Genomic DNA, 26394 nt, shown 5'->3' with positions numbered 1-26394 from the left:
TTATGCTAAAATAGTATATAAATATGTGTTGGAGGTTAAAATATTGAACAAATTAATTTTAATTGATGGTAATAGTTTAAGCTTTAGAGCTTTCTACGCATTACCATTATTACAAAATAAAGCTGGTATCCATACGAATGCCGTTTATGGTTTTGCGATGTTACTAGAAAAAATAATTAAAGAAGAACAGCCTACACATTTTTTAGTTGCTTTCGATGCAGGGAAAACAACATTCAGACATGAACAATACAGTGAATACAAAGGAGGGCGTCAATCCACGCCACCCGAGTTAAGTGAACAATTTCCTTATGTTAGACAACTATTAGATGCATATCAAATCAAACGCTACGAACTTGAAAATTATGAAGCGGACGATATTATTGGCACTTTAAGTAAACAAGCCAATAGTGAAAACTTCCAAACTATTATCATCACCGGTGACCGTGATTTAACACAACTAGCTACAGATGACGTTACAATCTATTATACTAAAAAAGGTGTTACAGACGTAGATCATTACACGCCTGAATTTATCGCTGAAAAGTATGATGGATTAACACCTACACAAATCATTGATATGAAAGGTTTGATGGGTGATACATCAGATAATATCCCAGGCGTAGCAGGGGTAGGTGAAAAAACTGCAATTAAACTGCTGAAGCAATTTTCAAGCGTAGAGAATGTATATAATCATATTGACCAAGTGTCCGGAAAGAAATTAAAAGAAAAACTTGAAAATAGTAAAGACGATGCTTTAATGAGTAAGACGCTTGCGACAATTAATTGTGAAAGCCCTATTGAAGTTGCGCTAGAAGATACAAAATTACCAGATCATCCCCATACTGAGGATAAGGTTGAATTATTTAAAAAGTTAGAGTTTAATCAACTTTTAAATCAAATGGATGTTTCAAATGATACGTCTAGTGCAGAAGAAATGGATATTGAGATAGAGCAAGATTTTTCAAATGTAGATTTCCAAACATTAAGTTCCGCGACAATTCATTTTGAATTAGATGGTGTTAATTATCTAAAAGATAATATTTTAAAATTTGGATTATATGATGGTGAGCATCATGTAGTAATCAATGCAGATCAAATAAAAACATACCCTGCATTAGTAGCGTGGCTAGAAGATGATACTACAGAGAAAATTGTTTATGATGCTAAAAAATCTTATATCGTAGCGCATCGGCTAGATATTAATATCAAACATATCGTTTTTGATGTTATGTTAGCAAGTTATATCATTGACCCTTCACGTACAATCGATGATGTCAATTCTGTAGTGGCAAATTATGGCCAACATTATGTACAATCAAGTGTTGCAATATATGGTAAAGGTAAGAAAAAGCATATTCCTGAAGATGAGGTATTAAACCCATATGTGGGAACAATTATTGAAGCGATTGATCAAGTCAAATCCAAAATTCAAAAACAATTAGATGAATATAATCAGTCTGATTTATTATACGACTTGGAATTACCATTAGCGCGTATATTAAGTGAAATGGAAGAAACTGGTATTTATACAGAAATCAGTGAATTACAAAAAATGGAGAAAGAAATCCAAGGTAAATTAGACGTTTTGATTGAGAATATCTATGATGCAGCAGGTGAAACGTTTAACATTAACTCGCCAAAACAATTAGGCGTTGTGTTATTTGAAACACTTAAATTACCGGTAATTAAAAAGACTAAAACAGGTTATTCGACTGCAGTAGATGTTTTAGAGCAGTTACAAGGTGAACATCCAATTATTGAATATATTTTAGAATACAGACAACTAGCTAAATTACAGTCTACTTACATTGAAGGTTTACAAAAGGTTATCGGTGAAGATAATCGTATTCATACACGCTTTAACCAAACATTGGCTCAAACAGGACGTTTGTCATCAGTTGATCCTAATTTGCAAAATATACCTGTGCGTTTAGACGAAGGTCGAAAAATAAGAAAAGCATTCAAATCTAGTGATGAAAATAATGTTATATTCTCAGCTGACTATTCACAAATTGAACTAAGGGTATTGGCACATATTACGCAAGATGAAAGTTTAAAACAAGCATTTATTAATGATGAAGATATTCATACTGCAACAGCAGTTAAAGTATTTAATGTTGCACCTGAAGAAGTAGATAGTTTAATGCGAAGACAAGCTAAAGCAGTAAATTTTGGTATTGTTTATGGGATTAGTGATTATGGCTTGGGTCAAAGTTTAGGTATAACACGAAAACAAGCTAAAAAATTCATAGATGATTATCTAGATAGCTTCCCGGGTGTGAAACAATATATGGAAGATATCGTTAAGGATTGTAAAGCACAAGGGTATGTAGAAACATTACTGCATAGACGGAGATATATCCCTGATATCACAAGCAGAAACTTTAATTTAAGAAGTTTTGCTGAACGAACAGCAATGAATACGCCAATACAGGGAAGTGCAGCAGATATTATCAAACTTGCGATGGTATATTTTGCAAATGAAGCCAAACATACGAATTTCCATGCGCAATTATTGCTGCAAGTTCATGATGAATTGATTTTCGAATTACCAAAAGAAGAAATAAACGATTTTGAAAAATTTATTGAAGAAATAATGGATAATGCACTTAAGTTAGACGTTCCATTGAAAGTGGAATCTAGTTATGGGCAAACATGGTATGATGCAAAATAGAAAGAAGGGAATAACATGCCTGAACTACCTGAGGTTGAACATGTTACAAGGGGGATTAAGCCTTTTGTAAAAGGGCAGAAAATTGAAGAAGTTATCTTTTCTGATAAAGTGATAGAGGGTAAAGATAAAGGCAAAGAAACGATTATAAAAGGTTTAGCATTAGATACATTTAAACGTTATACTGAAGGTTATACGATATATGATATCGAACGACGAAGTAAATATATCGTTTTTTATATTGAAAATAATTCTGAACAAAGAATATTAATTAGTCATCTAGGCATGGCTGGTGGATTTTTTGTTGTAGATAAATTAGAAGACATCAACGTCCCTAATTACCGTAAACATTGGCATGTGATTTTTAAATTAAATAATGATAAACTACTTGTTTATTCAGATATTCGTAGATTTGGAGAAATTAGAAATGTAGCTTCTTTTGACGCATATCCATCATTCTTAGAGATTGCGCCAGAACCTTTTGACAAAGAGGCCTTATCACACTATATGGCTTGGTTTGATAAGAGGTTATATCAAAATAAACCAATCAAACAAATGATTTTAGATCATAGGGTGATTTCTGGTTGTGGTAATATTTATGCTTGTGAAGCATTATTTAGAGCCGGTATTAACCCTGCACGCAAGTCTAAAGAATTGAACCATCAAGAAAAAGAAATGTTATTTTATTATGTTCGTGAAGTATTAGAAGCGGGTATTAAATATGGTGGTACTAGCATTTCAGACTATCGTCATGCTGACGGTAGCACAGGTACGATGCAAATGCATTTAAACGTATATAAACAAAAGACATGTAAAGTGTGCGGAAATGATATTGAAACGCAAGTGATTGCAACACGTAATAGTCATTTCTGCCCGACATGTCAAAAATGAAGGAAGAGTGAAATTATGCCTAAAGTTATTGGATTAACTGGTGGTATCGCATCAGGTAAATCGACTGTTTCAGAATTACTATCTGTGCATGGCTTTAAAATAGTGGATGCTGATATTGCATCACGTAAAGCAGTAGAGAAGGGTTCGAAAGGCCTTGATCAAGTTAGAGCAACATTTGGAGATGAAGCAATTGGTGAAGATGGTAACATGAATCGTTCCTATGTTGGCGATCTTGTCTTTAATCATCCAGAAAAACGGTTAGAATTGAATGAAATCGTACATCCAATTGTGAGAGAAATCATGGAAAAAGAAAAAGAAGCTTATTTAGAAGATGGATATAATGTTATTATGGATATCCCTTTATTATATGAAAATGATTTACAAGATACAGTGGATGAGGTGTGGCTCGTTTACACTTCAGAAAGTATACAGATAGATAGATTAATGCAACGTAACGATATTTCTATGGAAGATGCTAAAGCGCGAGTATATAGCCAAATTTCTATAGATAAAAAACGTAGAATGGCGGATCATGTGATAGATAATAGAGATTCTAAAATAGAGTTGAAACAAAATTTAGAACAATTATTAGTAGATGAAGGTTATATTGAGAATGCAACAGACCATTCTCAAGAAGTTTAAATGATGAACAATGGTTGCGTTCATTGAATCGTTAAATAATGAATTGCAATAATTTATAAATGCGGGTGTAGAGACTAAGTCAAACTAAAACTTTGATTTTGTCCTACTCTCGTTTTTTTTTAGGTTATGAAAATATTAATCAAGCTATTTGGTTGTATGATAAGAATGAATATCGCAAACTTACAATTTTATAAACTTTAAATTTTTTAAAAATTATTCAAGAAAACGCTTTCTCATTCATCTATTTATGTTATACTAATTCCATAAAGTATAACACTAAGACAAGGGGTGCTTTGAATGACGACAAATATTGCAATTAATGGCATGGGTAGAATAGGTAGAATGGTATTAAGGATTGCATTAAAACGTGAGGATATGAATATAGTAGCGATTAATGCTAGCTATCCACCCGAGACAATTGCACACTTAATCAATTATGATACGACACACGGTAACTACGATTTAAAAGTAGAACCGGTGGAGAACGGTATAATGGTCGATAATCATAAAATTAAGCTTGTAGCTGATAGAAACCCAGAAAATTTACCTTGGAAAGCACTAGATATCGACGTTGTAATTGAAGCTACAGGTAAATTCAACCATGGGGATAAAGCTATCGCACATATTAAAGCTGGCGCTAAAAAAGTATTGTTAACAGGGCCTTCTAAAGGCGGTGCTGTGCAAATGATAGTTAAAGGTGTTAATGATGACCAATTAGATATCGAAAAATACGATATCTTTAGCAACGCCTCATGCACAACAAATTGTATCGGACCTGTAGCTAAGGTATTAAATGACCAATTTGGTATTCAAAATGGTTTAATGACAACTGTTCATGCTATTACTAATGACCAAAACAACATTGATAATCCACATAAAGATTTAAGACGTGCACGTTCATGCAATGAAAGCATCATTCCAACTTCCACAGGAGCTGCAAAAGCACTTAAAGAAGTATTACCTGAATTAGAAGGTAAACTACATGGCATGGCGTTAAGAGTGCCAACTAAAAATGTATCTTTAGTAGATTTAGTAGTGGATTTAGATACTTCAGTAACAGCCGAAGAAGTTAACGAAGCATTTAAAAACCACCCGTTAGACCATGTGATTGCAACTGAAGATGCACCGCTTGTATCAATGGACTTTAATACAAACCCACATTCAGCAATTATTGATACGCAAAGTACGATGATAATGGGTGATAACAAAGTAAAAGTGATTGCTTGGTATGACAATGAATGGGGATACTCAAACAGAGTGGTTGATGTGGCCGAAGAAATTGGTCAGTTATTAAAAAATAATATTTCAACCGTAGCACATTAATACCTTATTTAATAAACACAAAATATAACATTATCTAAATTAATTGATTATGAATGAATATTTATTTATTATTGAAGATAATACAAAACTCCTTTTAAAGTAAGAACAGATATCTTACATTAAAAGGAGTTTTTATTTTCAAATATTTATTATAAACGAAATGCTTTTTAAAACTAATTGCTGAATTGTGTAATAGCAATCTTTTGTGCCTTAAAGATTTGTAGTATAATGTAAGGTAATCAAATTGAGAGGGTGGTAATTCGATGAAATGCCCGAAATGTAGTTCAACGCACTCTCGCGTTGTAGATTCACGACATGCTGATGAAGTAAATGCGATTCGACGTAGAAGAGAATGTGAACAATGTAGCACAAGGTTCACTACGTTCGAACATATTGAAAAACGACCGCTAATCGTTGTGAAAAAAGACGGTACACGAGAACAATTTTTACGTGAAAAAATATTAAATGGTTTAGTGCGTTCATGTGAGAAGAGACCAGTACGCTATCAACAGTTAGAAGATATTACAAATAATGTAGAATGGAAATTGCGAGATGAAGGACATGCAGAAATTTCTTCTAGAGAAATAGGAGAACATGTGATGAATTTATTAATGCATGTCGATCAAGTATCTTACGTACGCTTTGCGTCAGTTTATAAAGAATTTAAAGATGTTGATCAATTATTGCAATCAATGCAAGGGATTTTAGCAGAGAATAAACGGAGTGATTCTTAAATGGGATTACAGCCCTATGATTATGGTTTGAGGCCACATGACGATTTCCATGTCATACGCCGTTTTTATCTAAATCATAAACATTTAGAAATACTAAATAGATTATTTACGCCCATGATAGGATCAAAGGCGATTGGTTTATACCATTATTTAAACCAGTTTGTTGAATTTAAACAAGATATGGTATTGACACATTATATTATCATGAGTGAATTGAAGATAAATTTACTTGAATTTAGAAAAGAAATGGATTTGTTAGAGGGCATAGGATTAGTAAAATCTTATGTTAACCATAATCAGCAACATTCTTCTTTTGTATATCAATTAATTCAACCGCCATCATCTCAGCAATTTTTCAATGACCCTATGCTGTCAGTATATTTATATAGCGAGGTCAGTAAACAACGCTATTTTCAATTAAAGACACATTTTGAGGATTACGTGTCTATCGATTTAGACCAGTACCAAGATGTCACACGTACTTTTACTGATGTTTTTAAAGTGCCTAATAAATCAATGACTGTAGATACACAACAGATTGAAAGTGAAGAGGCGTATGGTGGTATGGATTTATCACATGTGCACTTTGATTTTGAAACACTATATGATTTATTACAAAACCATTTTATCAGTACAAAGATTATTAATCATGAAGCGAAAACGCTGATAACGCAAATTGCAACTTTATATGGTTTAACACCAGAAGCCATGAAACGTATTATTTTGAAATCAATTACGAGTGCGCAAACACTCTCTTTTGAAGAATTGCGTAAACATGCAAGAACGTACTATCTTATTGAGCATGAACAACAGTTGCCGAAACTGAATGCTCAAGAAACAAACTATCATAATAATGAAAATAGTGGGGAAAATATACAACCATCTGATGCATCTAACAATTGGTTAAAGCAATTAGATGAAACGAGTCCAATTGATATGCTTGCATCTTGGTCTGAATCTGAACCGACAACACAGCAAAAATACATGATTGAAGAATTGATTGAGAGAGAACAGTTGCCATTTGGTGTGATTAATATACTTTTACAATTCGTGATGTTAAAAGAAGATATGAAACTTCCTAAATCATATATTTTTGAAATTGCATCAAATTGGAAGAAAAAGGGAATTAAGACGGCAGAACAGGCTTATCATTACGCGAAGAAGGTAAATCAACCCAAAGACACTCACTCCAATCAAGTTACAAAGGGTAAATATAAACCTAAACAACTTGTTTCTAGAGAAATGACACCGAAATGGTTAGAAGAACGTGATAACAAAGCTTCTAATTCACAAACTTCAGATAATAATGTAAATGCTGATGAAGATGAAACATTAAAAAGAGATCGTGAAGCGTTATTAAAACGATTAAATAGCAAGAGAGAGGAGGAATAATATATGAAGTCTTTCAATCATATTATGGGTGATTCTAAAGATTTAAGTAAACGAATTGAAAAGATTAAAAAAGATGTCATAAACGATCCTGACGTAAAAACATTTTTAGAATCACACCAATCTGAAGTAACAAACGCAATGATCGACCAAGATTTAAATATTTTGCAAGAATATAAAGACCAAGAAAAACATTATGACGGCCACGATTTTAAAGACTGTCCTAACTTTGTTAAAGGTCATATTCCAGAATTATACGTAGAAAATCAACATATCAAGATTCGTTACCTTCCTTGTCCTTGTAAAATAAAATATGACGAAGAGAAATTTAATGCGCATTTAATCTCTTCACATCATATGCAACGTGATACATTGAATGCAAAATTGAGCGATATATATATGGATAGAAGGGATCGTATTGATGTTGCTATGGCAGCAACTGATATTTGTGAAAAAATAGTTAGCAAAACACCACAAGTTAAAGGATTATATATACATGGACCTTTTGGCACTGGGAAGTCATTTATATTAGGTGCAATCGCAAATCAATTAAAAGCTGAAAAAGTCTCGTCGACCATTGTATATTTACCTGAGTTTATTCGCGCTTTAAAAGGTGGATTTAAAGATGGTAGTTTTGAAACCAAATTGGCAAAAGTCCGCGAGTCCCATATCCTTATGTTAGATGATATAGGTGCTGAAGAAATCACCCCATGGGCAAGAGATGAAGTGATTGGACCATTGTTACATTATAGAATGGTCCAAGAATTACCAACATTCTTCAGTTCTAATTTAAGTTTTGAAGAATTAGAATATCACTTATCTGTCACACGTGACGGCACAGAAAAAACAAAAGCAGCTCGGATTATGGAACGGATTAAGTCATTGGCAAAACCCTATTTTTTAGAAGGAAAAAATTATCGAGACGATTGAATTCTTAAAAAAATGTTGTATAATATAGTTAAATCTAAATCAAGCGAAATAAAATGAAGACAAGATGAATAATATCATACTTCACAGAGAGCCAATGTTTGATGAGAAATTGGTAAGTATCATTATTGATTACTACTTCATTATAGATGTTTTAATAAACATCCGGCTCAAGACCGTTACCTTATGCAGAGTTTAGTTGCAATTGATATGATTGTAACTTTAATTAGGGTGGTACCGCGAAGACCTCGTCCCTTTTAGGGATGGGGTCTTTTTATTTTTGTGTAAGTTATAGCTATTCGTGAAGATTTAAGGCAAGTATAGATATAGGAGGAATTTAAATGGATCAAATAAATATTATATTTCCAGATGGTAATTCGAAAGCATTTGATAAGGGTACAACTACTGAAACAATTGCGCATTCTATTAGCCCAGGTTTAAGAAAAAAGGCAGTCGCTGGTAAATTGAACGGACAATTAATTGATTTAACAAGTCCAATTGAAAACGATGGCGAAATTGAAATCGTAACGCCTGGCAGTGAGGAAGCATTAGAAGTGTTGCGTCATTCTACTGCGCATCTTATGGCCCAAGCTTTAAAACGTTTATATGGAGATGTGAAGTTTGGTGTTGGCCCAGTAATTGAAGGCGGATTTTATTATGATTTTGATATGGCAGAAAGCGTTTCCTCTGATGATTTTGAAGAGATAGAAAAAACAATGAAACAAATTGTTAATGAAAACTATCCAATTGAACGTAAAGTAGTTTCAAGAGATGAAGCGAAGACATTTTTTGCTGACGATCCGTATAAGTTAGAGTTAATCGATGCAATCCCATCAGATGAAAATGTTACTTTGTATTCACAAGGCGAATTTACTGATCTTTGTCGCGGTGTCCATGTACCTTCAACGTCAAAAATTAAAGAGTTTAAATTATTATCAACTGCAGGTGCTTATTGGCGTGGCGATAGTGATAATAAAATGCTACAACGTATATACGGTACTGCATTCTTTGATAAAAAAGATTTAAAAGCACATTTAAAAATGCTTGAAGAACGTAAAGAACGTGACCACCGTAAAATTGGTAAAGAATTAGAATTATTCTCGAACAACCAATTAGTAGGTGCAGGTCTACCATTGTGGTTGCCAAACGGAGCAACAATTCGTCGTGAAATTGAACGATATATCGTGGATAAAGAAGTAAGCATGGGTTATGATCATGTTTACACTCCAGTAATGGCAAATGTGGATTTATATAAAACATCAGGCCACTGGGACCACTATCAGGAAGATATGTTCCCAACTATGAAATTAGATGAGAATGAAGAAATGGTCTTAAGACCAATGAACTGTCCGCACCATATGATGATTTATGCAAATAAACCTCATTCTTACCGTGAACTACCAATTAGAATTGCAGAATTAGGCACAATGCATCGCTATGAAGCAAGTGGCGCAGTATCTGGTTTGCAACGTGTGAGAGGTATGACATTGAATGATGCACATATTTTTGTAAGACCAGACCAAATTAAAGAAGAATTCAAACGCGTTGTTAATTTAATCATTGATGTTTATCAGGATTTTGGTTTCGAAAATTATAGCTTCCGTTTAAGTTATAGAGATCCAGAAGATAAAGAAAAATATTTTGATGATGATGAAATGTGGAACAAAGCTGAAAGTATGTTGAAAGAAGCGGTTGATGAACTTGGTTTAGATTATGAAGAAGCCATTGGGGAAGCTGCATTCTATGGTCCGAAATTAGACGTTCAAGTTCAAACTGCTATGGGTAAAGAAGAAACATTATCTACAGCACAATTAGACTTTTTACTTCCTGAAAAATTTGAATTGTCTTATATAGGTAAAGATGGCGAACAACATAGACCTGTTGTCATTCACCGTGGCGTTGTTTCAACAATGGAACGTTTTGTTGCATTCTTAACTGAAGAAACGAAAGGTGCATTTCCAACTTGGTTGGCACCAAAACAAGTCGAAATTATACCAGTTAATGTAGATTTGCATTATGATTATGCTAGACAACTGCAAGATGAGCTTAAATCACAGGGTGTGAGAGTAGAAATCGATGATCGCAATGAAAAAATGGGGTATAAAATAAGAGAAGCTCAAATGCAAAAAATCCCTTACCAACTTGTAGTTGGTGACAAAGAAGTTGAGAACAATGAAGTCAACGTAAGAAAATACGGTTCAAAAGATCAAGAAACTGTTGAAAAAGAAACATTTATTTGGGAACTTGTAGACGAGATTAGACTTAAAAAACAAAGATAGTCTTGAAACTCTTATTGAAATCATGTATATTACAAGTTAGTGAAATAAAAAATATTGAATTTGAGTTAGAGGTTGCGTTTTTAATCAGTAACAGTCCGGTAGCTATTTGGGGCATATGTAGGATTTGTGAAAGGTGAAGACGCCGAAACCAACAGTGACCAGATGCGCTGTTGGTTGGGTCAGTTATCGAAAGAAACTGGACTGTCACATATGTGATGTGCTACCTATATAAATGCTATTATTAAAATGGTTGCATATCTAATAGGTATGCAACCATTTTATTTTAGGTTAAAGATTATCATTCATACAAATACGGGAAAAATTTACGACAAATTGTGTAAACGACATGATTATTCTAGCGGTAATATCACTACTTACTATAAGTTTGCGTTTTTAATTATATTAGTAAGTTAACCTCTAAGTTTAAAAGAAAGGGAGCATCTATGGCAAAAGAAGAAATTCAGAATAATGGAGTAAAAAGGGGATTGAAAGATCGTCATATATCCATGATAGCAATTGGGGGTTGTATTGGGACTGGATTGTTTATGACTTCTGGTGGCGCAATTCATGATGCAGGCGCTTTAGGCGCATTGCTTGCATACGCAATTATTGGAGCAATGGTGTTTTTCCTTATGACATCATTAGGAGAAATGGCTACTTACCTACCCGTATCTGGGTCATTCAGTACGTATGCGACACGCTTTGTTGATCCATCATTAGGGTTTGCACTAGGTTGGAATTATTGGTTTAACTGGGTAATAACAGTTGCAGCTGATGTTACAATTGCAGCCCAAGTTATTCAATATTGGACGCCATTATCAGGTATCCCAGCATGGAGTTGGAGCTGTCTATTTTTAATCATTATATTCGGACTCAATGCATTATCAGTTAGAGTATATGGTGAAAGCGAGTACTGGTTTGCATTAATTAAAGTTGTAACAGTTATTATCTTTATCGCAATAGGATTACTAACCATCTTAGGTATTATGGGCGGAGAATTTGTTGGCTTCGATACATTTACTAAAGGTGGCGGCCCAATACTTGGAGATGGATTGGGTGGCAGTCTGCTAACTATTTTAGGTGTATTCTTAGTTGCAGGGTTCTCGTTCCAAGGCACTGAATTGATTGGTATTACAGCGGGTGAATCTGAAAATCCTGAACGTGCTGTGCCAAAAGCCATTAAACAAGTATTTTGGAGAATATTGATTTTCTATATATTAGCTATTTTTGTAATTGGTATGTTGATTCCGTACGATAGCCCATCATTGATGGGTGGCGGTGATGATATTGCAACTTCGCCATTTACGCTTGTATTTCAAAACGCTGGTTTAGCATTTGCGGCATCGTTTATGAATGCGGTCATCTTAACTTCGGTGCTATCAGCGGGTAACTCAGGTATGTACGCTTCTACTAGAATGTTATATTCGATGAGTAAAGATAAATTAGCATACCCTATATTTGGTAAAACAAATAAAAGCGGTGTACCTTATGTATCACTTATCGCAACAGCAATCATTGTGATTGGCATATTTGTTTTACAACATTTAAGTGGCGATGCGTATGAATACATCGTTGCAGCAAGTGGTATGACTGGTTTCATAGCTTGGGTAGGTATCGCGGTCAGCCATTATAGGTTTAGAAAAGCGTTTGATAAACAGAATTATGATAAATCTAAATTGAAATATAAAGCTAAATTATTCCCATTTGGCCCGATTTTCGCAGGCGTACTATGTGTGCTTGTAATCATTGGCCAAGACGTCGATTTTATACAAACGGGCGACTTTAATTTGAATCGCTTTATTATTACTTACATGGGTATCCCAGTATTCCTAGCATTCTTTATTTATCATAAAGTACGCTATAAAACTAAAATTGTACCATTAGAAAAAGTGAACCTTCGCCAAGACGTGGATATGGATGAAATAAAATAATATTCAAACAAAGTATTGACTTATATCAGTATTGTTGCTAAGATAGGTAATGTTGAATACGAAACGAACCAAGTAGAAGCTCCCGCTTCTCACCTGTAGCGACGCTGAATGCAGTTGGCAGGTCTATATATACATGGAAAGATCATGTGTAGAGAAGAGCGGGTATATTATATACTCGCTCTTTTTGCTTGGGATAATTTCGTAAAAATCTTGGAGGTGTCAACCATAGCAAAAGATCAGACTCAAGTTAACGAAAAGATTCGCGCAAAAGAATTACGTTTAATAGGGCAAGATGGAGAACAAATCGGTGTTAAATCGAAATCTGAAGCCTTAGAAATGGCTGAACGAGTTGGTTTAGATTTAGTCATAATGGCTCCAAATGCTAAACCACCTGTTGCAAGAATAATGGATTATGGAAAATATAAATTCGAACAACAGAAAAAAGAAAAAGAAATGAAGAAGAAACAAAAAACAATTAACCTTAAAGAAATTCGTTTAAGTCCAACAATTGAGGAACATGATTTCCAAACTAAATTGAAAAACGGACGTAAATTCTTAGAAAAAGGCGACAAATGTAAAGTTTCAATTCGTTTCAGAGGTCGTGCGATTACGCATAAAGAGATTGGACAACGTGTTTTAGAAAAATTTGCTGAAGAATGCAAAGATATTGCAACTATTGGGCAAAAACCTAAAATGGATGGACGTCAAATGTTCATTATGCTTAACCCAATAAATGAAAAATAATATTTGATAATACAGGAGGAAATGAATCATGCCTAAAATGAAAACACACCGTGGAGCTGCTAAACGTGTTAAAAGAACTGCTTCAGGTCAATTAAAACGTTCAAGAGCTTTCACTTCACATATGTTTGCACACAAAACTACTAAACAAAAACGTAAATTACGTAAAGCTTCATTAGTACACAAATCAGACATGAAACGTGTAAAACAATTATTAACTTATAAAAAATAATTGATGATATAGCTATAAGAAACAACGAAAAATTAAGAATGTACACATTTTGAGGAGGAATTTATTATGCCACGAGTTAAAGGTGGAACGGTAACAAGAGCGCGTCGTAAAAAAACGATTAAATTAGCTAAAGGTTACTTCGGTGCTAAACACACATTATATAAAGTTGCAAAACAACAAGTTATGAAATCAGGACAATACGCTTTCCGTGATCGTCGTCAAAGAAAACGTAATTTCCGTAAATTATGGATTACACGTATCAACGCAGCTGCACGTCAACACGATATGAGTTATTCAAGATTAATGAATGGCTTAAAACAAGCTGGTATTGATGTTAACCGTAAAATGCTTTCTGAGATTGCTATTTCAGATGAAAAAGCTTTTGCTGAATTAGTTGCTAAAGCTAAAGACGCTTTAAAATAATTTTTAAGTTAAAAGAGGCTAAGACATATGTAATGTCTTGGCCTTAAATGATATATAGACAATATAAATAACTAAAATGAAAATGTATTTAATATCAAGCTTGTATACTTTTTTATAACCATCTTATCGGAGCGAGTTAGATAAATCATTTTAGCAAAATGTGATTTCTATCTCGCTCTGTTTTATGTGGTGTCAGCAATGATTATGTAGATGAAACATATGAGTATCAAATGTTTAGAGAACGACGCCTTTTAAAGTAAAGCTTGTGCATGCGTTTTAGTTGACATCTTCTGCTTATGGAAACGAATCGTTTATATATAATGATTGGAACATGCCATTGTGTATGAAAATGCTTCTACGCTTGTGTTTTGTCTCATAGGCAGAAACGTTTTGTGGGAGATCTCGAGGTATTGAAATTTTGTATTTCTGTCTGTACCTTATTAACTGTAGTATCATTTTGAGATATGTAAATGATTTGATAAAATGACAAGGAAGTCACATATGAAGGAGAAACCAATGTCTAAATTTGATGAAATGATTACAGTAGTACCAAGAAAAGTTTTATTTGATAACGAAAATAATCAATTTAATGGTTTTTTAGATAAAAATTCTAATAAAGGTCAAGACATTTTTGAAACACTTTCTAAATATGAAATTAAACGTCGTGGTGACATGGAAGAAGATCCAAGTTACAAACAACTTATTTCATATTGTATCTTAGAAAACGAGCACGATGAAATTTTAGTTTATGAACGTCTTTCTGGCGGTGGAGAATCTCGTTTGCATGGCCAATCTTCTATTGGCGTTGGTGGTCATATGAATGATGTTAAAGGCGCTGAATCTATTAACGAAGTGCTCAGAGTAAATGCTCAAAGAGAATTAGATGAAGAAGTAGGTTTACCAGAGCATAAATCTCAAAATTTAGCATACATAGGTTTTATCAATGATGATACAAATGAAGTTGGTGAAGTCCACTTGGGTGTTGTCTTTAAAATTAAAGTCGATAGTAATGATGTAGAGGCTAAAGAAACAGACACTTTAAAAATCAAATGGGTAAATCATAATAAGATAGAGCAATATGATGATTTTGAAACATGGAGTGCACTCATATTACAGGCAATACAATAGAGGTGTTGATCAATGTCTGATATTATTCCATTTCCACGCTCAAAAGATAAATTGATTAGAGAAATAAAGCAATCATATAATAAGCATGACTTTGAAACAATGTATAATCTGTTTGAGTCACTAGAAGCACAGTTTGAACTTGATGAACAAATGGCTCTGTTGAAATGTGCTATGCTTTATAAGATGGAACATTACTTAGAGTTACGTGAAGAAGCGATCATTTTATTAAAACAAGGCATTTCAAATTACGATGATTTAATCATCTATTATGTACAAAGCTTAAATGGTTTGGATCAATATTTTGAAGTTGTCGAAATCATCAACCAAATTATCGATGAAGTAAATGACCATAAGACAAGAATGGAACTTTTTCCTATTAAAGAATATGCTTTGAGTCAAATAGATAAGCATAATACACGGGCAGCACAAATGCTACAAAATTTTGATGCTTTAACGTTAAGGGAACAAGTTAATACAATTTTATCGTTAATTGATTATAGTCAATATCGTTACCAAGAAACAGTTATGCATTTATTAAATGACGGACATTTAGCACCAAACGTTGTAAGTATTATGTTAGAATATTTACGGTTTGCTGAATGCGAATCAACAATTCACATCCATAAATTTGGATTTGAAGTTGATGTGATACCATACCAACTTGAAGGGTTGGAACACACGACGTTTAAGACTGATGTTATTCCAAATGTTTTGAAAAATATTGAGGATGACGCAGCGCAACTTATTGAAGAAGCGCTTCACTTATTGAACAATCATGCCATTTTACTTTATCCAATAAATATTGAAAACATTGCAACCAAAGATGCTTGGGTAGAAGCGTATAGTAACTACTTTAAATCTATGGTAGGCTTAGAAATATTAGATGAAACAAACCATGTTATTACATTTATCGTTTCTTTAGATAAAGAAAAATAGTGGATTTTGTATTTAACTTATTTGATTCATGGGTAAACGTTAAAAAGGAAATATAAAAGTAAAATAAGTTTCAATTTTTCATTGATTATTCATATAAAGTTCATAATTTGTGTCGAGCTTTGACGTGTGCTATAATAATGAAGTTGAAAAAATAAAATAGGATAATCATGGAGGTTTTTATACATGACAGCAACTTGGGAAAAAAAGGAAGGTAACGAAGGCGTTTTATCTGTTACTGTTCCAGCAGAAAAAGTAGACAAAGCAATTGATCAAGCTTTCAAAAAAGTGGTTAAACAAATTAATGTGCCAGGTTTCCGTAAAGGGAAAGTACCTCGCCAAATTTTTGAACAACGTTTTGGTGTAGAAGCATTGTATCAAGATGCAGTTGATATCTTATTACCAGAAGCTTACGGTGAAGCTATTGACGAAGCTGGAATCAAACCAGTTGATCAACCAGAAATTAACGTGACATCAATTGAAAAAGGTGAAGATATGACATTTGAAGCAAATGTTGTAGTTGAACCTGAAGTAGAATTAGGTGAGTACAAAGGTTTAGAAGTTGAAAAACAAAATACTGAATTAACAGAAGAAGAATTACAAGAATCAATCGATCATCAACTTGGTCATTTAGCAGAAATGGTTGTTAAAGAAGACGGCGCAGTTGAAAACGGTGATACTGTCAATATCGACTTTGATGGTTATGTCGATGGTGAACAATTTGAAGGTGGACAAGCTGAAGGTTATGACCTTGAAATTGGTTCAGGTTCATTCATTCCAGGCTTCGAAGAACAATTAGTAGGCGTGAAAGCTGGCGAAGAAAAAGATGTTACCGTAACTTTCCCAGAAGAATACCACGCTGAAGAATTAGCTGGAAAAGAAGCTACTTTTAAAACAAAAGTAAATGAAATCAAATATAAAGATGTTCCAGAATTAAATGATGAAATTGCGAATGAATTAGATGCAGAAGCTAACTCAGTAGACGAATACAAAGACAATTTACGTAAACGTTTAGCTGAACAAAAAGCAACTGAAGCTGAGAACACTCAAAAAGAGGAAGCTATCAATAAAGCAACTAATAACACAACAATTAATATTCCAGAAGCTATGATTAAAACTGAATTAGACCGTATGGTTCAAGAATTTGGACAACGTATGCAACAACAAGGTCTTAATTTAGAAACTTACTTCCAAATTTCTGGACAAGATGAGTCACAGTTAAGAGAACAAATGAAAGACGACGCAGAAGAACGCGTTAAAACAAACTTAACTTTAACTGCGATTGCTGATGCAGAAGAAGTAGAAGTAACTGACGCTGATATCGATAAAGAATTAGAAAAAATGAGTGAACAATTTAATATCTCAGTTGAAGATATTAAACAAACACTTGGAAATACTGACATTGTGAAAAATGATGTGCGTATCCAAAAAGTAATCGATTTATTAGTTGAAGAAGCAAAATTAGTAGAACCATCTAAAGATGACTCAGAAGCGTAACTAAACATTTCTCAAGCATATTGTTTGTAGGAATATAGATTAGTTGTTTAATATTGTAAATTAGTAGCAGATGCATTTGAACAATGTGTCTGCTACAATGTTTTGTGCAAAAAACTTGAGTTTTCTTCAAGTTGCATATTAAAATGCTATCTAGTATAGTCTTTAGGGAATAGGGGTGTAAATAGAATGTTCAAATTCAATGAAGATGAAGAAAATTTAAAATGCTCTTTCTGTGGTAAAGACCAAGATCAAGTTAAGAAGTTGGTTGCAGGAAGTGGCGTATACATTTGTAATGAATGTATTGAGCTATGCTCAGAAATAGTTGAAGAAGAATTAGCTCAGTCAGAATCTGAGGGGCTAACAGAATTACCAACTCCTAAAGAAATTATGGACCAATTAAATGATTATGTTATCGGCCAAGAAAAAGCTAAAAAGTCTCTAGCAGTTGCAGTGTACAATCATTATAAACGTGTTCAAAATTTAGGTCCAAACGAAGATGATGTTGAATTACAAAAAAGTAATATTGCATTAATCGGACCAACAGGTAGCGGTAAAACGCTTCTAGCTCAAACACTAGCTAAAACTTTAAACGTACCTTTTGCGATTGCAGACGCTACGAGTCTAACTGAAGCCGGGTATGTAGGTGACGATGTTGAAAATATTCTGCTACGCTTAATTCAAGCAGCTGATTTTGATGTAGATAAAGCAGAAAAAGGCATTATTTATGTAGACGAAATTGATAAAATAGCTAGAAAATCAGAGAATACATCTATTACAAGAGATGTGTCTGGTGAAGGTGTGCAACAAGCATTATTAAAAATTCTTGAAGGTACTACTGCAAGCGTGCCGCCACAAGGTGGTCGTAAACATCCAAACCAAGAGTTAATTCAAATTGATACAACGAATATCTTATTTGTACTTGGTGGTGCATTTGATGGTATTGATGAAGTAATCAAACGTAGACTTGGAGAAAAAGTGATTGGCTTTTCAAGTAGCGAAGCATCTAAATATGATGAAGATGCTATCCTTGAACAAATTAGACCTGAAGATTTACAATCATATGGTTTAATCCCTGAATTTATCGGTCGTGTGCCAATTGTTGCTAATTTAGAAACATTAGATGTAGATGCATTGAAAAACATCTTAACGCAACCTAAAAATGCGTTAGTGAAACAATATACTAAAATGTTAGAACTTGATGATGTAGCATTAGAATTTACAGATGAAGCATTATCAGCTATTAGTAATAAAGCCATAGAACGTAAAACAGGCGCACGTGGATTGCGTTCAATTATCGAAGAAGCACTGATTGATATTATGTACGATGTGCCATCTTCTGAAGGTGTTGTAAAAGTAGTTATAACTGAAGAAACAATTAATGAAGAAAAAAATCCTGAACTATACGATAAAGAAGGAAACCTTGTAAACAAGGAACAAACTTCTGCTTAATTTAGTAACACAAAAGAAAACGATACAATTCCAATTTTCCTAAAAAAAGATTGTTTTGTTGTGTAACGGCGAACATGCTAAACTCGAAAAAGTTTGACACAAAATTTATTTTCAAGTAGCGGTAGTGCCGATATGAAATTCGAGGCTGAGACGTATTTATGTCTTAGCCTCTTTCTTTGTTAAAAGGTATAAAATCATAGAAAAATACATATTATTATTTGAAATTGTGTAATATAATAATGGAGTATGTTTAATAGAAAAGAGGGTCGGTAATGAAAATAAATCCTAATGAAATTGAATTACTAATAAGTGCTGTCAAGCCTGAACAATATCCTGAAACAGGTTTGAGTGAAGTTGGGCTGAGTGGCCGATCTAATGTTGGTAAGTCAACGTTTATCAATAGCATGATTGGTCGTAAAAATATGGCTAGAACATCACAACAACCTGGTAAAACGCAGACGCTCAATTTTTATAATATTGATAACCAGCTTGTATTTGTAGATGTACCAGGATATGGTTACGCCAAAGTAAGCAAAAAACAACGTGAAGCGTTTGGGAAAATGATTGAAAAGTATATTTCGCAGAGAGCGTCTCTAAAACTGGTAATTCAACTCGTTGACTTAAGACATAATCCCACAGAAGATGACGTTTTAATGTATAATTATTTGAAATATTTTGATATTCCAATATTGGTTGTTGCAACTAAAGAAGATAAAATCGCAAAAGGTAAAGTCCAAAAACATTTATCCAATGTACAACGGAAACTTGAAATGGAACCTGAAGATGAAATTATAAGTTATTCTTCTATAAAAAATAGTAAGCAACAACAGGTATGGAATATAATTGAAAAATATTTATAAAAATTAATAACAATGATATGGGCAACATTAATTGTACAAATTATGACAACTATTTGAATGTAAATTAGAATATTTCTAATTTACGTGTGCAAGTTGCTTAACTCAAATGATAATTGTGTTATAATTTACTTATTGTAATATGTATGGAGGGCGTTATAAATGCATTTAATTGCGATAAGCATTAATCATCGTACAGCAGATGTAGCACTGAGAGAACAAGTTGCTTTTAAAGATGATGCCATACGTTCAGCCAATGTTGATTTATTCGAAACTAAATCTATTTTAGAAAATGTAATATTATCAACTTGTAATCGTACAGAAGTATATGCGGTTGTTGATCAAATTCATACAGGTCGCTATTATATTCAACGTTTTTTAGCGAGAAATTTTGGATTTGAAGTAGAAGAGATTAAAGCTATGACTGAAGTAACTGTGGGGGACGATGCAGTAAGACACTTATTGCAAGTTACTTCAGGATTAGATTCTGTAGTATTAGGTGAAACTCAAATTCTTGGACAAATCAGAGATGCATTCTTTGTTGCTCAAGAAGAAGATACGACGGGTACTGTATTTAATCACTTATTTAAACAAGCAATTACTTTTGCGAAAAAAGCGCACAATGACACTGATATAGCAGATAATGCAGTAAGTGTTTCATATGCAGCAGTTGAACTCAGTAAGAAAGTGTTTGGCAAAATTAATAATAAAAAAGCTTTGATCATCGGTGCAGGGGAAATGAGTGAATTATCACTCTTAAATTTGATAGGTTCAAATGTAACAGATATTACTATAGTAAATAGAACTGTGAGCAAAGCGCAACAGTTAGCTATAGCACATGATGTTAAATATGAATCTATGGAAGCACTACCACAACTTTTGGCTCATGCCGATATAGTTATAAGTTCAACTAGTTCAGATACGTATATTATTACGGATCACATGATCAGTTCAATACAATCGCAACGAAAAAATGATTCACTTGTGTTAATAGATATTGCAGTTCCAAGAGATATTGAACCTGATATAAATGCTGTTCAAGATGTGTTTAACTATGATGTTGACGATTTGAAAGGATTAGTAGATGCTAACCTTAAAGAACGTCAGAATGCAGCCAATGAAATCTTGCAGAGAATACCAGCAGAAATTGACGCACATAATGAATGGGTTAATATGCTAGGTGTCGTTCCTGTAATTCGTGCGCTTAGAGAAAAAGCAATGAATATACAAGAAGATACAATGAGTAGTATTGATAGAAAACTCCCAGGTTTAACAGAAAGAGAACGCAAAATTATATCAAAACACACCAAAAGTATCATTAACCAAATGTTAAAAGATCCTATTAAGCAGGCTAAAGAGTTGAGTAGTGACAAAAAAGGTAACGAAAAATTAGAGCTATTTCAAAACATTTTTGACATTGAAGCAGAACAAGCTTATGAACCCAAAAAGAAAAAGCGTAATGTAGCTACGACAAGTCAAATTTTTAGTTTTGAATAAGCATATGCAAATGGTGATGATATGCAAGAATTTTTGTTCATTAGACTAAATGAACTTATTTTATTAATTTATTTACTTAGCATTGCTTGTTATTTTTTTGATTTTGTGAGAAAAAACCATAGGATTAAAACGATTGGTTTTGTTACATTAGGGGTTGTTTGGATGTTACAAACAATCTCTTTATCTTTATATATAAATGTGACAAAACAAATCCCCCTAGGAAACATTTTTGATGTGTTCTTTGCATTAGCATGGTTAATCATTTCTATTTCAATAGTGATTAGTGTGATTAAGCAAATTAATTTGTCGATATTTCTATTTAATATTATTGGCTTTCTATTAATTGCTGTTAATACATTCCAACCGATGCGATATCAAAGTACGGGTGAGAAATTAAATATTATAAATGAATTGCTCATAGTCCATATTAGTTTTGCGGTCATTAGCTATGCATTATTTGCATTTGCTTTTGTCAATTGTATATTGTATTTAATACAATATAATAATTTGAAACAAAAGAAATTTGATCAAAAATATTTTAGGATTGGAAGTGTAGCTACACTTGAACAAGTCGTGTTCTATAGTAGTTTAATAGGTTTTACTTTCATTATATTTAGTATCATATTAGGTGCACAATGGGGATTCAATACATTAGGGGGATATATTCTTATAGATCCTAAAGTAATCATGTCGTTAATAATAACGTTATTATATGGAATTTATTTGATTTTTAGAGTGAAAAAAATCATAAATAAGCACAAATTGATTTATTTTAATATCATATTATTTTGTCTTAGTATGATTAATTTATTTTTCGCTTCGCATATATCTGATTTTCATCAATGGACAGGTATTTAATGATGTATGATTAAGTTAAATAGATTTTTTCTAGGAGGTTGCGCATGATGCGTAAATTAGTTGTAGGTTCACGTAGAAGTAAATTAGCTTTAACGCAAAGCAGACAGTTTATTGATAAATTAAAAGCGATTGACCCTAGTTTAGAGATAGAAATTAAAGAAATCGTAACAAAAGGCGACCGTATTATAGATAAACAATTATCTAAAGTTGGAGGCAAAGGCTTATTTGTTAAAGAAATCCAAAATGCCTTGTTTAGTCAAGAAATTGATATGGCTATACATTCTTTAAAAGATGTCCCAAGTGTTATACCTGAAGGATTAACTTTAGGATGTGTGCCCGATCGAGAAAACCCCTATGACGCTTATATAGCAAAAAATCATGTTCCTCTACATGAATTACCTGATAATAGTATAGTTGGTACGAGTTCATTACGACGTGGTGCTCAAATACTTGCTAAATATCCTCATTTACAAATAAAATGGATTCGTGGAAATATAGACACGCGATTAAGTAAATTAGAAAATGAAGATTATGATGCTATACTATTAGCTGCGGCAGGACTTAAGCGTATGGGGTGGTCAGATGACATCGTTACTGACTACTTGGATGAAGATACGCTAATACCAGCAATAGGACAAGGCGCTTTAGGCATTGAATGTCGGTCGGATGATAAAGCATTATTAGACTTATTAACACAAGTCCATAACCATGACGTTGCCGAATGTGTAACCGCTGAACGTACATTTTTAGAGCGTATGAATGGAAGCTGTCAGGTGCCTATCGGAGGCTATGCTAGTAAAAATAGTGATGGTACAATAGTATTTACAGGACTAATCATGTCACCTGATGGTAAAGAACGTTACGAACACACAGAGCGTGGTACAAATCCAGTTGAGCTCGGTGAAAAAGTTACTGAAGTTTTAAATGCGCAAGGTGCATATGAAATAATTAAAGCACTTAACGAAGAACAATAATCGTTCGAGGTGAAAATAATGAGACCAGTGATAGTTATGACACAAACTAACGAATTTAAAAAAGATGGTATAAATATTCTACACAAGCCTTTTATAGATGTGGAACCGTTATCGTTTGATTTAAATTTGTTAAAAGTCGACTATGACTGGCTTATTTTTTCGTCTAAAAACGCAGTCAGATATTTTCAATCATTTTTATCGCAAGTGAAAGTGAAAAAATTTGCTGCAATAGGCGCTAAAACTGCAGAATATTGCAAGTCAATCGGGCTTGATGTTCTATATTATCCATCGGATTATTCGCAAGAAGGTTTTCTTAAATCCTTTAAAACTATAAAGGGTAGTAATATTTTGATACCTTCTAGTGCACAAGCGCGTCCTTTATTACAAAATAGTTTAAAACAACAAGGGCATCATGTATGTAAAATTGATTTATACCGACCTATACCACATAAAGATAACATTGAAATGGTTAAACGAATGATGAAATATAATGAATTAGATGCTATCACGTTTGCGAGTTCATCAGCAGTGAAATATTTTTTTGAACAAGGTCCAACGCCTGTATTTAACCATTACTATGCAATAGGTCAGCAAACATTGGATACTATAATGCACTATGGCTATGATGCCACTATTTCAGATATACAAACGTTAGACTCATTAACAAATAAAATCTTAGAAAGTTGGGAAAATGATGCAATTTGATAGACATAGAAGATTACGCAGTAGCAAATCTATGAGAGATATGGTGCGTGAAACATACGTACGTAAAGAAGATTTAATTTATCCAATTTTTGTAGTTGAACGCGACAATGTTAAAGAAGAAATTAAATCTATGCCAGGCGTATACCAATTAAGTTTAAATTTAATTGATGAAGAGATAAAAGAAGCTTATGAATTAGGCATCAGAGGTATTATGTTCTTTGGCGTACCAAACGAAAAGGATGCTGTTGGTACAGGCGCTTATGACCATAATGGTATTGTTCAAGAAGCGACTAGGAAAGCCAAAGCAATGTACAACGATTTACTTATCGTAGCAGATACATGTTTATGTGAATATACAGATCACGGCCATTGTGGCGTCATTAATGAAAAAACGCAAGATGTAGATAATGATAAATCATTACCACTATTAGTTAAAACTGCCATTTCCCAAGTTGAAGCAGGTGCTGACATTATTGCGCCTAGTAATATGATGGACGGTTTTGTTGCTGAAATTAGAGCAGGTCTAGATGAAGCAGGCTATTACAATATACCAATTATGAGTTATGGTATTAAATATGCTTCAAGTTTCTTTGGACCATTCCGTGATGCTGCTGAATCTACACCTCAATTTGGAGATAGAAAAACATACCAAATGGATCCAGCCAATAGAAGAGAAGCATTGAGAGAACTAGAAAGTGATTTACATGAAGGCGCCGATATGATGATTGTTAAACCTGCATTAAGCTTTTTAGATATCATCAGAGATGTAAGAAATACAACCAATGTGCCTGTAGTCGCATATAATGTGAGTGGTGAATACAGTATGACTAAAGCTGCAGCGCTTAACGGTTGGATTGACGAAAAACAAGTAGTGATGGAACAAATGACTTCAATGAAACGTGCAGGCGCTGACATGATTATCACTTATTTCTCTAAAGATATTTGTAAATATATTGATGAACAATAAGGAGGCAATTTTAATGGGATATAATAATTCTATAGAAGCAATGAAGGTAGCCGAACAACTGATGCCAGGCGGCGTAAATAGTCCAGTAAGAGCATTTAAATCAGTAGACACACCTGCTATTTTTATGGATCATGGACAAGGTTCAAAAATATATGATATTGATGGTAATGAATATATTGATTACGTACTAAGTTGGGGTCCCTTAATCTTGGGTCATAAGAATAAGCAAGTAAATGAAAAATTACATGAGGCTGTAGACAATGGGACTAGCTTTGGTGCTTCAACAATTATTGAAAATAAATTAGCTGAACTTGTTATAGACCGCGTTCCTTCTATTGAAAAATTACGTATGGTCTCTTCAGGTACAGAGGCAACGCTAGATACTTTACGTTTAGCCCGAGGTTATACTGGTAGAAATAAAATTGTGAAATTTACTGGTTGTTATCACGGCCATAGTGATTCACTATTAATCAAAGCAGGTTCTGGTGTTGCGACATTAGGGCTACCTGATTCCCCTGGTGTACCAGAAGGCATAGCTAAAAACACAATTTCAGTACCATACAATGATTTAGAATCTATTAAAGTTGCATTTAAAGAATATGGTGACGATATCGCAGGCGTGATTGTAGAACCAGTAGCTGGTAATATGGGCGTTGTGCCACCAGTTGAAGGGTTCTTGCAAGGACTACGAGATATCACAAATGAATACGGCTCATTACTTATCTTTGACGAGGTAATGACTGGTTTCAGAGTAGGTTATAACTGTGCGCAAGGATACTTTAATGTGACACCAGATTTAACGTGTTTAGGTAAAGTGATTGGTGGTGGCTTGCCTGCAGCTGCTTTTGGTGGAAAAAAAGAAATTATGGATCATATAGCACCTTCAGGTAATATTTACCAAGCAGGTACGTTATCAGGTAATCCATTAGCAATGACGAGTGGTTATGAAACACTAAAACAATTAACACCTGAGTCGTATGATTATTTCAATAAACTTGGGGACCTATTAGAAGATGGTTTGAAAACTATTTTTGCAAAACATAATGCTCCAATCACTGTTAATCGTGCTGGTTCTATGATAGGCTATTTCTTAAATGAAGGGCCAGTAACCAATTTTGAAGAGGCGAATCAAAGTGATTTAGAAATGTTTAGCCAAATGTACAGAGAAATGGCTAAAGAAGGTGTCTTTTTACCACCATCTCAATTTGAAGGCACATTCCTTTCAACTGCACACACTGAGGAAGATATCCAAAAAACATTAGAAGCGTTTGATACTGCTTTAAGTCGTATTGTCTAATATATACCAACTTTATTTAACATCAATAATGTACTATACTGATGGAAAC

23 protein-coding genes, 1 riboswitch and 2 other annotated features are annotated in these 26394 nt (G+C 33.5%); all 23 genes read left to right on the top strand.

All coding sequences use genetic code 11. From position 1 onward, the window contains the following. The first annotated feature begins 43 nt into the window (after positions 1–43). The 23 genes from polA to hemL all read left to right on the top strand — a co-directional run bounded on the left by polA (position 44) and on the right by hemL (position 26345). On the top strand, positions 44–2674 hold the full coding sequence (polA, locus tag KA900_RS07440) for a DNA polymerase I (protein WP_119487938.1): 2631 nt from the start codon (positions 44–46) through the stop codon (positions 2672–2674). Positions 2675–2689: 15 nt separating this feature from the next. Next, positions 2690–3562, top strand: coding sequence for a bifunctional DNA-formamidopyrimidine glycosylase/DNA-(apurinic or apyrimidinic site) lyase (mutM, locus tag KA900_RS07435; RefSeq protein ID WP_096809234.1), 873 nt, complete (start codon positions 2690–2692; stop codon positions 3560–3562). 15 nt (positions 3563–3577) lie between these two features. Continuing rightward, complete coding sequence (gene coaE / locus KA900_RS07430) at positions 3578–4204, top strand: dephospho-CoA kinase (RefSeq protein WP_096809236.1); 627 nt, start codon at positions 3578–3580, stop codon at positions 4202–4204. 297 nt (positions 4205–4501) lie between these two features. Next, positions 4502–5527, top strand: coding sequence for a type I glyceraldehyde-3-phosphate dehydrogenase (gene gap / locus KA900_RS07425; protein ID WP_115342119.1), 1026 nt, complete (start codon positions 4502–4504; stop codon positions 5525–5527). Positions 5528–5790: 263 nt separating this feature from the next. Beyond that, positions 5791–6261 carry a transcriptional regulator NrdR gene (nrdR, locus tag KA900_RS07420; RefSeq protein WP_096809240.1) on the top strand — a complete coding sequence of 157 codons (471 nt, stop codon included), beginning with the start codon at positions 5791–5793 and terminating at the stop codon, positions 6259–6261. Continuing rightward, a complete protein-coding gene (locus KA900_RS07415) occupies positions 6262–7653 on the top strand; it encodes a replicative helicase loading/DNA remodeling protein DnaB (protein ID WP_119487939.1) in 1392 nt (463 codons plus the stop codon). Positions 7654–7656: 3 nt separating this feature from the next. Next, on the top strand, positions 7657–8580 hold the full coding sequence (dnaI, locus tag KA900_RS07410; protein ID WP_103373300.1) for a primosomal protein DnaI: 924 nt from the start codon (positions 7657–7659) through the stop codon (positions 8578–8580). A gap of 47 nt (positions 8581–8627) precedes the next feature. Beyond that, positions 8628–8836, top strand: a binding site (T-box leader). An 82-nt stretch (positions 8837–8918) separates the two neighbouring features. Further along, complete coding sequence (gene thrS, locus KA900_RS07405; protein WP_096809246.1) at positions 8919–10856, top strand: threonine--tRNA ligase; 1938 nt, start codon at positions 8919–8921, stop codon at positions 10854–10856. 58 nt (positions 10857–10914) lie between these two features. Next, positions 10915–11087: riboswitch (Lysine riboswitch) on the top strand. Positions 11088–11299: 212 nt separating this feature from the next. Next, entirely contained in the window at positions 11300–12787 is a 1488-nt protein-coding gene (locus tag KA900_RS07400) for an amino acid permease (protein ID WP_103373299.1), read from the top strand. Between the two features lie 64 nt (positions 12788–12851). Then, positions 12852–12980 (top strand) — a sequence feature (ribosomal protein L20 leader region). Positions 12981–13003: 23 nt separating this feature from the next. Next, positions 13004–13531 (top strand): translation initiation factor IF-3, encoded by a 528-nt coding sequence (gene infC / locus KA900_RS07395; protein ID WP_096811207.1) that lies wholly within the window; start codon positions 13004–13006, stop codon positions 13529–13531. 28 nt (positions 13532–13559) lie between these two features. Next, the gene (rpmI, locus tag KA900_RS07390; protein WP_096809251.1) at positions 13560–13760 is read left to right on the top strand and encodes a 50S ribosomal protein L35; all 201 of its coding nucleotides are present in this window, start codon (positions 13560–13562) and stop codon (positions 13758–13760) included. Positions 13761–13826: 66 nt separating this feature from the next. Next, a complete protein-coding gene (gene rplT / locus KA900_RS07385) occupies positions 13827–14183 on the top strand; it encodes a 50S ribosomal protein L20 (RefSeq protein WP_096809253.1) in 357 nt (118 codons plus the stop codon). A gap of 516 nt (positions 14184–14699) precedes the next feature. Beyond that, positions 14700–15311 carry an NUDIX domain-containing protein gene (locus KA900_RS07380; protein ID WP_096809256.1) on the top strand — a complete coding sequence of 204 codons (612 nt, stop codon included), beginning with the start codon at positions 14700–14702 and terminating at the stop codon, positions 15309–15311. 12 nt (positions 15312–15323) lie between these two features. Continuing rightward, positions 15324–16247, top strand: a complete 924-nt coding sequence (locus KA900_RS07375) for a hypothetical protein (protein WP_119487940.1) — start codon at positions 15324–15326, stop codon at positions 16245–16247. 183 nt (positions 16248–16430) lie between these two features. Then, positions 16431–17741: a trigger factor gene (gene tig / locus KA900_RS07370; protein ID WP_096809261.1), complete on the top strand. Its 1311-nt coding sequence runs from the start codon at positions 16431–16433 to the stop codon at positions 17739–17741. 186 nt (positions 17742–17927) lie between these two features. Beyond that, the gene (gene clpX, locus KA900_RS07365) at positions 17928–19190 is read left to right on the top strand and encodes an ATP-dependent Clp protease ATP-binding subunit ClpX (RefSeq protein WP_096809263.1); all 1263 of its coding nucleotides are present in this window, start codon (positions 17928–17930) and stop codon (positions 19188–19190) included. A 272-nt stretch (positions 19191–19462) separates the two neighbouring features. Then, complete coding sequence (gene yihA, locus KA900_RS07360; RefSeq protein WP_103373298.1) at positions 19463–20050, top strand: ribosome biogenesis GTP-binding protein YihA/YsxC; 588 nt, start codon at positions 19463–19465, stop codon at positions 20048–20050. Between the two features lie 159 nt (positions 20051–20209). Beyond that, complete coding sequence (gene hemA, locus KA900_RS07355) at positions 20210–21544, top strand: glutamyl-tRNA reductase (RefSeq protein WP_096809269.1); 1335 nt, start codon at positions 20210–20212, stop codon at positions 21542–21544. A gap of 21 nt (positions 21545–21565) precedes the next feature. Next, the gene (gene ccsA, locus KA900_RS07350) at positions 21566–22402 is read left to right on the top strand and encodes a cytochrome c biogenesis protein (RefSeq protein ID WP_096809272.1); all 837 of its coding nucleotides are present in this window, start codon (positions 21566–21568) and stop codon (positions 22400–22402) included. Between the two features lie 47 nt (positions 22403–22449). Continuing rightward, a complete protein-coding gene (hemC, locus tag KA900_RS07345; protein WP_096809274.1) occupies positions 22450–23376 on the top strand; it encodes a hydroxymethylbilane synthase in 927 nt (308 codons plus the stop codon). Between the two features lie 18 nt (positions 23377–23394). Next, a complete protein-coding gene (locus KA900_RS07340; RefSeq protein WP_096809276.1) occupies positions 23395–24081 on the top strand; it encodes a uroporphyrinogen-III synthase in 687 nt (228 codons plus the stop codon). Beyond that, positions 24071–25048: a porphobilinogen synthase gene (gene hemB, locus KA900_RS07335; RefSeq protein ID WP_119487941.1), complete on the top strand. Its 978-nt coding sequence runs from the start codon at positions 24071–24073 to the stop codon at positions 25046–25048. Before KA900_RS07340 ends, hemB begins: the two co-directional genes overlap by 11 nt. A gap of 13 nt (positions 25049–25061) precedes the next feature. Continuing rightward, positions 25062–26345 (top strand): glutamate-1-semialdehyde 2,1-aminomutase, encoded by a 1284-nt coding sequence (gene hemL, locus KA900_RS07330; protein ID WP_096809278.1) that lies wholly within the window; start codon positions 25062–25064, stop codon positions 26343–26345. The last annotated feature ends 49 nt before the right edge of the window (positions 26346–26394 follow it).

The sequence above is a fragment of the Staphylococcus sp. GDY8P120P genome, assembly GCF_017892065.1.
In the GTDB taxonomy this organism is placed as follows: Bacteria; Bacillota; Bacilli; order Staphylococcales; family Staphylococcaceae; genus Staphylococcus; species Staphylococcus nepalensis.
This window is presented reverse-complemented; position numbering and strand designations above follow the sequence as displayed.